The following is a 10,537-nucleotide window of genomic DNA, read 5'->3' as shown; positions in this document are numbered from 1 at the left end:
TTTTTAATCAAATGGACAATCTTTTTCTTTTTTAATTCCTAAATGCACAACGGGTATTAATATATTTTCTGTTCATTATAACATTTCAAATTTCAATTGCACAAGAACCTTTAAATAAGGAAGAAATTGAATACATCAAGAAATTCATTTATCCAATAGACACGTCAAATCCTGACATTTCAAACAATGAAAATTTAAAATTTTTAGATAAAATTATCGGAAATTCTGAAATCATTGCATTAGGAGAAGTTACACATAGTTCAAGTGAAATATTTAAAATTAAAAATCGAATAATTAGATATTTAATACAAAAGCAAAATTTTGATTTATTTACAATTGAAAGTCCAATGGTTGAAACATATAATATCAATGACTTTTTGTTAAACAACAAATCCGATTCGAGAACAGTTCTAAAAAACCTCAATTTCAAAATTTGGGAAACGAAAGAAATACAAAACTTATTAGATTGGATTAACAATTATAATCATGAAAATTCTAAAGAAACAAGAATTGCAGGTTTTGACATGCAATCTTATGAACCTTCATTGAAAATCATTGAAGAATTTTACCTTAAAAACAACTTGCTAAATATCAATTTCTATAAATTTAAAAAAGTTCTTGAAGATGTTAGAAAAATTAGACTAACTCCTACTATTTTCACTAAAGAACAAAATATGATTTACAAAAATGGTTTAACTGAAATTGAAAACAATATTATTTCGAGTAATTCAGATCAAAAAGAATGGCTTTTACAAAATCTAACAATTCTAAAACAAAACTTTGTAAAAGCAATGTTAGCTGAAAGAGATTCTTTTATGGCGGAAAACCTCAAATGGATTAAAAGTCAAAACCAAAATTCAAAAATTATTATTTGGGCGCACAATCAACATATTCGATATCAAGGAAATTCAATGGGAAGATTTTTAAAGAATAATTTCAAAGAAAATTTAATAAATGTCGGATTTACATTTTATGAAGGAGAATATCGTGTTTTCGAGAAAAACTTCAATGCAATTCCTTCTCAAAAAGCTGATTCTGAATCATTAGAATATTATTTAAATTCTTTAAATATTCCAATTTTCCTACTTGATTTAAAAAGTTTGAAAAAAGAGAACAGCAAACTTGCAAAATGGATTTTGGAAAATAGAAAATATAGATTTACTGGAGCAAATATTCCGAAAGATGAATTCATAAAATCAAAAATCACAAACGATTTTGATTATTTAATCTTCCTAAAAACAACAAAAGCTTCAGAATTGCTTTAAAATAAATACTTCTGCTAATAACTAAGCTTTCGTTTTGTCTGCAAGACAAGAAATGAAAGCCTGTTGAACGGAACCTCCGGAGATTTCTTCAGCATTATAGGTTTATCGTAAAAAGTTTATAAAGATATTAAAGAGACTTTCAGAAAGTTCTCTTTTTTTGTGCATGATCTTTTATCAATTATTTAATTATCATTAATGTGAATCACTTGATCATGAAAAAATTCTAATGGGAGAGAACATTAGAAAATTAGCTGATTTTCGATGATTAACGTTATTTAACATCTTTTGTATTTTTAGATTGATTAGGAAAACCTATTTTTGTTATAAAGAGTTGAAGAACACTCTTAATAACATTAAAATTTTAAATTATGGAAAAGTTTGCAATATTAGCAAGAGTAGAAGCAAAACCGGGTAAAGAAAATGAAGTATTGGAATTCCTAAAGTCAGCTTTGCCGCTTGCGGAAGGTGAGCCAGGAACTGTAAGATGGTATGCTTTACAAATTGGCCCTTCTACTTTTGGTATATTCGATACGTTCGGAACTACAGATGCAAGAGATGCTCACTTGAATGGTGAGATCGCGAAGGCTTTAATGGCCAACGCTTCTGAATTACTTGCTAAAGAACCTGTACTTGAAATGGTAGATTTACTAGCAGTAAAGTAAGTAATCGAACACCAATTTTTAATACAGTTAAATGGAGCCAGGCATTTCCTCGGCTCCATTTTTTTTATTATTTTGTGAAAGGTTGAAGCTTTGCTAAGTGTACAGGATTTATCTTGATTATTCAAAGAAAATTTCAATTTAGCACAAAAAAAAAGAGACTGAAAACAGTCTCTTTTGTATTCTTAACTATTAGAGTTTTTTAAGTTCTTCTAAAACAGCTTCGCCAACTGCATGAGCAGATTGAGGATTTTGTCCTGTTACCACTCTTTCGTCTACGGTAACGTGAGTTTGCCATAAACCAGATTTTTCAAACTTGGCTCCATGTTCTATTAATTTAGATTCTAATCTAAATGGAACCACTTCATCTAATTTCACAGCAGCTTCTTCTTCGTTGGTGAAAGCATTGATTTTTTTGCCATCTACCAAATATTTTCCATTGCTGAGTTTAATATTCACCAATCCGGCAGGACCGTGACAAACCGCACTTACTACTCCATTTTTTTCGTAGATTTTTTGTGCGATTACTGCCAATTCTTTATTATCTGCAAAATCCCACATCGTACCGTGACCTCCAGCATAAAGAACCCCTACATATTCATCAGGATTTACTTCAGAAGGAGTCATGGTGTTCTGAATTTTATTTTGATAATATTCATCTGCCAAAAATCTTTCATTAACCTTATCATCTGGAGTATTTCCATAATAAGACGGGTTTCCACCTTTTGGACTCACGAAATCTATTTCGTAACCAGCATCTACTAATACAGCCCAAGGATGCGTCACTTCACCTAAATAATAACCGGTAGATTCACCAGTGTTTCCTAATTCGCCGTGGCTCGTAACCACGAATAATACTTTTTTGCTCATTTTGTTAGATTTTATTGTTTGTGCATTGATCATATTAATCCCTAAAAAAAGAATACAACCCGTTAAGAAAATAATCTTGGATAAAAACTTGTTGTGATTCATTTTACTATTGACTTTTAATGATTTGATAGTGCAAAGGTAAATGCAGCTCCCCACAAACAACAGGACCTACCTCACAACTTTTTTGTGACCTACATCACATTACACCGAAAGCCGACTCAAGGTTTCTCTGGAAACACCTAAATATGAAGCGATTAATGTTTTGGGCAACCGTTGCAAAAGTGTAGGATATTGAGAAATAAATTGTTCGTAGCGTTCTTTGGCATTGCTGTTCAGCAGAGACAAAATTCTTCTTTGGAGCGCGATATAACCATTATTAGACTTTTTCCTGAAAAAATGTTCTATTTTATGCATATCTGCACAGAGTTTCTCTCGGTTATAGAGAGACAAAGTAAGTACTTCGGTAGATTCTAAAGCATCAATGGTAAAAATAGCTTCCGTTTGATTAAAATACGCTTGATAATCGGTAATCCACCAATCTTCCATTGCAAATTGCATGATGTGTTCTTTCCCTTCTTGATTCAGGTAAGAAGCTTTTAACAAACCATTCATCACAAAATAATCATTTTGTACGGTATCCCCTTCTTGAATTAAAATCTGATGCTTTTTAAATTTTTTCAAGGTAAAATGAGACAGAATATACTCGAACTCCTGGTCAGTTAATGGCGTAATTTTCTCAATTTGACGTCTTAAAATTTCACTCATATTTTTATCATTCTAAATTGCAAACAAAAGAATTGTTGTCTCCAAATGTAAACTATTGAAACCAAAAAAATCCATCGCTCTTGATGGATTTTTTAAATATGGCAGATGGAATTCTTATGGATTGGTGGAGAAAATAGAAGCACTAGCAATCATGGCTCTTCTGTTCATTTTCAAAATATCTCTCACCCATTCTGCGAAATCTTCTGGTTGAAGCACTTTTTCTGGGTTGCCATCAGTAAGTTTACCTTCTATACTCATATCAGTAGCAATGGTACTTGGTGTTAAGGTTATTACACGAATATTGAATTTTCTTAGTTCAGCCATCAGTGATTGAGAAAGAGCAATTACCGCTGCTTTAGAAGCAGAGTACGCTGACATATTCGGACCGCCTTTTAATCCAGCAGTTGACGCTACATTTACAATATCTCCTTCTTTATTTTGTTTCAAATAAGGCAAAGTTGCTTTTGTAACGTAATACACGCCAAAAAGATTTACCGTCATTACTTTTTCCCAAGTTTCTACTGGCATATCTTCGAAGCTTCCAAAGTCTCCTACTCCAGCGTTATTGATTAAAATGTCTATTCCACCCAATTGAGAAGCGATAGAAGCCACTCCTTGCTCTACTTGAGCCATTTCTTCTACATTAAAAGCAGAATACACAGCTTTTATCCCCAATTTCTCCAATTCTGCAACGGTAGACTTTAGATGTTCTTCATTTCTACCCGTAATTCCTACATTTACACCTTCATTTGCCAAAGCAATAGCAACCGCTTTCCCAAGACCTCTTCCACCACCAGTAATCAGTGCATTTTTACCTTTTAAATTCATAACTTTTTATATTTATACTGTTTGCAAAATTAAGAAAACAAAACCGCCTAAATGATTTCTGATGATGAATAAAATCTAAAGAAAAAGGTGAATAAATCGATGGTAGAAAAATGGAATATTGAGTTTATCGGTTAAGGATTTTTTAATCGTAGATAAAAAAGTTATTTCCAAAAAAATTTGTAGGCTTAATGGCTCAAAATTTTTCAAATAACTTTTCAGCTTAGTCAGTTATTGAGTGATCCACTGCCGTTTTACCGGAAACAAAACAGGTTACAAAAAAAACTCCCGAAAAATTTCGGGAGCTTTTATTATTTCTTTCTTTTGGCTTTGGATTTTGCTTTGGCCTGTGCACGGTTGGCGCCAGGTTTGGATTTGGGTTTGTTTCTTTTGTGGGGACCGCCCAAATTAATTTTTTTGTTCTTGTCGTTTTTCTCATGAAATGCACCGCCTCCATCTTCAATTTTTACGGTGTGTGCGTTTTTCATTTTCACATCGTCTTCTTCCGAAGCTATTTTTTTAGGATTAATTTTTACTTCCGCAGGGAACTCCAAAATATGAAGTTCTTTATCCATTAAAAGTTCGATATCCAGAAGCAACGTTTCTTCTTTTTTCGTCACAAAACTGATGGCTTTACCGTCTTTATCAGCTCTACCCGTTCTCCCGATTCTGTGGATGTACTGTTCCGGAACTTCAGGAATTTCAAAATTTATTACATGCGTAATGTTCGAAATATCCAAACCTCTCGCCATAACGTCCGTGGTAATGAGTCCTCTAATTTCCTCATTTTCAAAACTTTTCATTGCTTTCAAACGGTAATTTTGTGACTTATTGGAGTGGATAACATCAAACTGCTCCGGGAAAAGTTCCTCAATTTTCGTGAAAAGCAAGTCTGAATGTTTCTTGTTGTTATTGAAAATCAGAACTTTAGAAAGATCATCCTGCGTCTCAAGCAAATGTTTCAACAGATTTACTTTCGTGTTGAAGTTTTCAACTTTATAGCCGGTCTGTTCAATTTTTTCAAGCGGCGTTCCAGATTTTGCCAACGAAATTTCGATAGGTCCGGCAAAATATTCGTCGAGCATTTCATCCACAGCTTCCGTCATGGTTGCAGAAAAAAGAATGTTCTGTCTCTTCTCGCGCATCATCTCGAAAATATGCGTCAATTGCGGTCTGAAACCCAAATTCAGCATTTCATCAAACTCATCGATGATGAGTTTCTGAACTTCTTTCAGGGAAATCGCATTGTCAATCGCCAAATCCATCACACGTCCCGGTGTTCCTACCAAAATATCGCAGCCGTGGTTAAACAGCAGTTTCTGTGTATTGATATTTTTACCGCCATAAATCCCGATTACTCTCGCCGTAATATTCTGCGTTAAAGTTTCCAGAATTTCAGTTACCTGCACCACCAATTCGCGCGTAGGGACCAAAACCAGTACGGTAGGATTTCCGGATTTGCTGTACTTCCAGGTTTTGAGAACCGGCAAAAGATAAGCGAGTGTTTTTCCCGTTCCTGTTTGCGCAATTCCCATCACATCGCGTCCGGAAAGAATCGGTTTGATACTTTTTTCCTGAATCGGTGTGGGTTCGAAAAGGTTAAGGTCGGCTAAAACATCCAGAATTTTTTCAGGCAAATCGAAATCTGCGAAAGTGGTTCTCATCCGTTGAAATTTTGTTGATGCGGCAAAGATACGCTTTTGAAAATTGGTGTTTAAAAGATGTAATCTTTCATCCTCGCGGTGGCGAGTTCTTCTCGGTTAATCCAAGTCAGAAAATTTTCCAGTTTATCTTCCATTTTTCTGCCTGAATTCCACTTTCTGTAGAACGGAATTTTAAAGTTAAGTCCCTGAAAATCTGTAAATTGCCATGAGTTAAGATAGATAAGGCAAAATTCTTCATTTTTCAGCGTTTCCGTCACCATACTTTGGTAATATTTCATCGGAACCATCTGAAAAACAAAATCATTGTAAGGAATTTGCGAGTAAGGCGAAATACTTTCGGGAACAACGCTGATTCCTTTCACTTCGGTAATCTCAGTATCACGTATTAATCTTTTGAAAGGAAACAGAATATTGGCATTTTCGATATTGGTAATGTAGGAAAACTCTAGTAATTTCAAATCATCAATGGAAACTGAAACCTCTTTCTGACGAATTCCCCGAACTTTCTTTTCAGAAATATGTTCGATCTTTTCTTTTACATTCCGAATTTCTTCCGTCTTTGAACCTTTATTATAAAATGCGATTTCGTGACCTTTGTCTTTGATATTTTCGAGTAGATACGTCAGTTTTTCAGCAATAGAAATTTCTACAAAGAACGTCGATTTGATATCGTGATTTTCTAAAATCCGAAGAATGGCTTTGGCATTTTGTTGCGTGATTTCCAACAGTTTATCTTCCGAAAATGTGGTGCCACCTTTGGTTTCAGCATTAATATTCAGAATATTGAATGTTAATAAAATCATCCCAAGTAAATTTATAAATAAAATCTGTAACTTTAATAATTACAGACTTTTAAAATGTTTATTTAAACTGAAATTTAATTTAAGTCAATTTCACTTTCAGGTTCTTAATCATATCTTTTGATATTTCAGAAATATCAAAACCATAAGATAAATTCCAGTCTTTTTTCGCTACCGAATCGTCAATGGAAGCCGGCCAGGAATCTGCAATTGCCTGTCTGAAATCCGGTTGGTAATCAATCTCGAATTCCGGAATTTCCTTTTTAATTTCTGCAGTCAGTTCAGCCGGAGTAAAACTCAGTCCACCCAAATTATAAGATGAACGAACGGTTAAACTTTCTTTCGGAGCTGCCATTAATTGAAGTGTGGCATTGATGGCATCATCCATATACAGCATCGGCATCGCTGTATTTTCGGAAATAAAGCTTGTGTATTTTCCATTTTCTACCGCTTCGTAGAAAATTTCAACAGCATAATCAGTTGTTCCACCACCTGCAGGAGTTTTCCATGAAATTAAACCCGGATAGCGGATGGAACGGACATCTACTCCATATTGATCAAAATAATATTCACACCATTTTTCTCCGGCGAGTTTAGAAATCCCGTAAACCGTCGTAGGATTCAGCACAACATCCTGTCCCACATTATGTTTTGGAATTCCTTTACCGAAAACTGCGATAGAACTTGGCCAAAAAATTTTCTTCAAAAGTCCTTCCTTTGCCATTTCGCAGAAGTTCAGCAACGGTTCAACATTCAGTCTCCAGGCAAAAAGTGGCTGTCTCTCCGAAGTCCCGGAAAGCAAGGAAGCCAAATGATACACCGTAGTAATTTCGTAGTCTTTAATAACCTGTTTAACCAGCTGTGTATTCGTAACGTCCATCCTTTCATAATACTTTGCTTTGGTGAGTTTTTTATCCCAACGGTCGAGTCCGGATGCTACAACATTTTCTTCTCCATGTATCTCAATTAATCTGTTTGTAAGTTCGGTACCGATTTGTCCCAAAGCACCTGTAATAAGAATTTTTTCCGTGGAAGGCTCCATTGTTACGATTTAAATGTGTGAATAGCAAATTTAAAAAAATTGGGCACTTTTAGAAAACAAATCTTTAATTTTGATGCAAATTGAAAATTCCGATGAAAAAGTTTTTCCTTGTTCTTGTCCTTTTGTCTCAAACCATTTCGGCACAATTCACTGATTTTAATACCGTTAAAGAAATCCGAGTGAAGAATAAAGGTGTTGTAGTTTCTGCCCATCCTTTAGCGAGTGAAGCCGGCGCAAAAATTCTTAAAATGGGAGGAAATGCATACGATGCTGCAGTTGCCACGCAATATGCTCTGGCTGTGGTTTATCCTCAGGCCGGAAATCTCGGTGGCGGCGGATTTTTGGTAGGGGTGAAAAATAATGGAGAAAAATTTACACTCGATTTTCGTGAAACAGCTCCTGCAAAAGCTTCCAGAGACATGTATCTCGACAAAAACGGAAAAGCCAATACCGATTTATCGCAGAACGGAAGATTGGCGGTCGGTGTTCCGGGTTCTGTTGCGGGATTTTATGCAACGCTCAAACATTGCAAACTTCCGATGGAAAAACTCATACAGCCGGCTATTGATTTGGCTGCACAGGGATTTGCAATTACTGATCGTGAAGCCAATTTATTAAACGCCCATCGTGAAGAATTTTTAAAACACAATAAAAATGAAACCGCTTTTGTGAAATTCAATATTTGGAAAGCAGGAGATTTACTCATTCAAAAAGAATTGGCCGAAACTTTAAAGCGCATCCAAAAAGACGGGATGAAAGGTTTCTATGAAGGAAAAACAGCAGAACTCATTGCAGCTGAAATGAAGCGCGGAAACGGAATTATTTCTTTCAATGATTTGAAAAACTATAAAGTTGCAGACAGAAAACCTATTGAATTCGACTATAAAGGAAACCAAATCGTTTCGATGCCACTTCCCTCTTCAGGCGGAATTTTACTGGCTCAAATGCTGAAAATGGCTTCCTACGAAAACCTTGAAAAATATCAGCAGAATTCAACAAAAGCGGTTCAAATTATGGTGGAAGCAGAACGCAGAGCTTATGCAGACCGCGCTGAATATATGGGAGACCCGGCTTTCATCAACGATAAAACTTCGATGCTTATTTCTGATGACTATTTGAAAAACCGATGGAAATCGTACAATCCAAATGCTGCAACAGCAAGTTCTGCAGTAGGAAAAATTATTCCGCAGCCTAAAGAATCTACGGAAACCACACATATTTCGATTATCGATAAAGACGGAAACGCCGCTGCGATTACCACCACTTTAAACGGGCTTTACGGAAGCAAAGTCGTAGTTTCCGGTGCAGGATTTTTCCTTAACAACGAAATGGACGATTTTTCAATTAAACCAGGCGTTCCGAATATGTTTGGCGCTGTTGGCGGAGAAGCCAATAAAATTGAACCCGGAAAAAGAATGCTTTCCTCTATGACACCTACAATTGTTCTAAAAAACGGAAAACCTTTTATCGTGGTTGGAACTCCGGGTGGAACCACGATTCCGACCTCGGTCTATCAAAGTATTGTGAATGTGATTGATTTTAAATTACCTGCAAATATGGTGATCAACGCTCCGAAATTTCACCATCAGTGGCTTCCTGAAACCGTAACTGTTGAGAAAAATTTCCCTCAAAGCACTATCTCCGATTTGGAAAAGATGAATTATAAAATAGTGAAAACTTCGGGAATTGGACGTACAGAAATGATTTTGGTTGATGAAAACGGAACTATTACCGGCGTTGCAGACGGACGTGGAGACGATTCTGTGGCGACGGAATAATTAAATCAAGATTCTCAAACTTTTCGGCAACACCTTTACGTGAACGGGAGATTTAATTTTCTTGAAATCTCCGTCGATATGCCAATTTTTGGTGGAAACTTTAAAATCGATTTCCGAAACCGGAAGATAGGTGACATAATCATCATCCTTAAGTTTTTTGGTAAACATTCGGAACGCAAATAAAGCTGAATAATGCAGCGGAAATTTTTTCACGAGTACAACATCCACCAAACCGTCACTTTTGCTTGCATTGGGCGCAATATAGGCGTTATTTCCAAACTGTCGCGTATTCGCCACGTTCAGCATTAAATATTTTCCGTTGTGAATTTTCAGTTTCTCGTCAAAAAATTTCACTTTAATCGGTTTGTAATTAAAAAAAGTCTGAATGGAAACTTTAATGTAATTTTTGAAACCTCGCGAAGTTTTTTCAAATTCCTTCACGACTTTTCCGTCGAAACCTGTTCCCGAAACATTGATGGAAAGATTTCCATTCACTGTAAAAGTATCAATTTGCCTCGAATTTTTGGCTTTAATTTTTTCTAAAAGTTCATCTAAATTTTTATGAAAATTGGTTTCATTGGAGAAGCCATTTCCAGAACCTGCCGGAAAAATAGCGAGAATTTTTTCAGTATTAATGAGCTTTTGCGCTACCGAAGAAATCGTTCCATCTCCCCCGATTGCCACAAAAATTTCAGTATTTTCAAAATTTTTATTAATAAAATGTTCTGTACCTTCAAAAGAATCCGAGATGTAGAAATTCGGGTTTTCCACCTTCTTTTTGATATCGTTCAAAACAGGTTCGTAGTTTCCTTTGGCGGAATTCGGATTGATAATAAAGGCTACATTTTTCACGTTTTCAAAAATAAAAA

The 10,537-nt window shown here is 35.4% G+C and carries 10 protein-coding genes; 3 read left to right on the top strand and 7 right to left on the bottom strand.

Annotated features, from left to right (window positions below):
* Positions 1–59: 59 nt before the first annotated feature.
* Both Q0252_RS02285 and Q0252_RS02280 read left to right on the top strand, forming a co-directional pair.
* Complete coding sequence (locus Q0252_RS02285; RefSeq protein WP_367174806.1) at positions 60–1,265, top strand: erythromycin esterase family protein; 1,206 nt, start codon at positions 60–62, stop codon at positions 1,263–1,265.
* Between the two features lie 368 nt (positions 1,266–1,633).
* A complete protein-coding gene (locus tag Q0252_RS02280) occupies positions 1,634–1,927 on the top strand; it encodes an antibiotic biosynthesis monooxygenase (RefSeq protein WP_055041276.1) in 294 nt (97 codons plus the stop codon).
* Between the two features lie 189 nt (positions 1,928–2,116).
* On the opposite strand, the gene Q0252_RS02275 is transcribed toward Q0252_RS02280, so the two are convergent.
* The 6 genes from Q0252_RS02275 to Q0252_RS02250 all read right to left on the bottom strand — a co-directional run bounded on the left by Q0252_RS02275 (position 2,117) and on the right by Q0252_RS02250 (position 7,890).
* Positions 2,117–2,794 (bottom strand): type 1 glutamine amidotransferase domain-containing protein, encoded by a 678-nt coding sequence (locus tag Q0252_RS02275; RefSeq protein ID WP_297983265.1) that lies wholly within the window; start codon positions 2,792–2,794, stop codon positions 2,117–2,119.
* Between the two features lie 201 nt (positions 2,795–2,995).
* Entirely contained in the window at positions 2,996–3,559 is a 564-nt protein-coding gene (locus Q0252_RS02270) for a Crp/Fnr family transcriptional regulator (protein WP_297983264.1), read from the bottom strand.
* Positions 3,560–3,673: 114 nt separating this feature from the next.
* On the bottom strand, positions 3,674–4,387 hold the full coding sequence (locus Q0252_RS02265; protein WP_297983262.1) for a 3-ketoacyl-ACP reductase: 714 nt from the start codon (positions 4,385–4,387) through the stop codon (positions 3,674–3,676).
* A gap of 308 nt (positions 4,388–4,695) precedes the next feature.
* Positions 4,696–6,048, bottom strand: a complete 1,353-nt coding sequence (locus tag Q0252_RS02260; RefSeq protein ID WP_297983260.1) for a DEAD/DEAH box helicase — start codon at positions 6,046–6,048, stop codon at positions 4,696–4,698.
* Between the two features lie 50 nt (positions 6,049–6,098).
* Positions 6,099–6,851 (bottom strand): polysaccharide deacetylase family protein, encoded by a 753-nt coding sequence (locus Q0252_RS02255; protein WP_297983258.1) that lies wholly within the window; start codon positions 6,849–6,851, stop codon positions 6,099–6,101.
* A 79-nt stretch (positions 6,852–6,930) separates the two neighbouring features.
* On the bottom strand, positions 6,931–7,890 hold the full coding sequence (locus tag Q0252_RS02250) for an NAD-dependent epimerase/dehydratase family protein (protein WP_297983256.1): 960 nt from the start codon (positions 7,888–7,890) through the stop codon (positions 6,931–6,933).
* 92 nt (positions 7,891–7,982) lie between these two features.
* Here Q0252_RS02250 and ggt point away from each other — a divergent pair, with 92 nt between their 5' ends.
* The gene (gene ggt, locus Q0252_RS02245) at positions 7,983–9,668 is read left to right on the top strand and encodes a gamma-glutamyltransferase (protein ID WP_297983254.1); all 1,686 of its coding nucleotides are present in this window, start codon (positions 7,983–7,985) and stop codon (positions 9,666–9,668) included.
* Here ggt and Q0252_RS02240 read toward each other — a convergent pair whose 3' ends face one another.
* Complete coding sequence (locus Q0252_RS02240) at positions 9,669–10,520, bottom strand: diacylglycerol kinase family protein (RefSeq protein WP_297983252.1); 852 nt, start codon at positions 10,518–10,520, stop codon at positions 9,669–9,671. It abuts the gene before it with no gap.
* Positions 10,521–10,537: the final 17 nt, after the last annotated feature.

Origin of the sequence: uncultured Chryseobacterium sp., assembly GCF_936933875.1 — a bacterium.
Classification (GTDB): domain Bacteria; phylum Bacteroidota; class Bacteroidia; order Flavobacteriales; family Weeksellaceae; genus CAKZIK01.
This window is presented reverse-complemented; position numbering and strand designations above follow the sequence as displayed.

Coding starts and splice junctions, on each gene's coding strand:
- ggt (WP_297983254.1), top strand. CDS start 7,983: ATGAAAAAGTTTTTCCTTGTTCTTGTCCTTTTGTCTCAAACCATTTCG.
- Q0252_RS02265 (WP_297983262.1), bottom strand. CDS start 4,387: ATGAATTTAAAAGGTAAAAATGCACTGATTACTGGTGGTGGAAGAGGT.
- Q0252_RS02250 (WP_297983256.1), bottom strand. CDS start 7,890: ATGGAGCCTTCCACGGAAAAAATTCTTATTACAGGTGCTTTGGGACAA.
- Q0252_RS02275 (WP_297983265.1), bottom strand. CDS start 2,794: ATGAGCAAAAAAGTATTATTCGTGGTTACGAGCCACGGCGAATTAGGA.
- Q0252_RS02270 (WP_297983264.1), bottom strand. CDS start 3,559: ATGAGTGAAATTTTAAGACGTCAAATTGAGAAAATTACGCCATTAACT.
- Q0252_RS02280 (WP_055041276.1), top strand. CDS start 1,634: ATGGAAAAGTTTGCAATATTAGCAAGAGTAGAAGCAAAACCGGGTAAA.
- Q0252_RS02255 (WP_297983258.1), bottom strand. CDS start 6,851: ATGATTTTATTAACATTCAATATTCTGAATATTAATGCTGAAACCAAA.
- Q0252_RS02260 (WP_297983260.1), bottom strand. CDS start 6,048: ATGAGAACCACTTTCGCAGATTTCGATTTGCCTGAAAAAATTCTGGAT.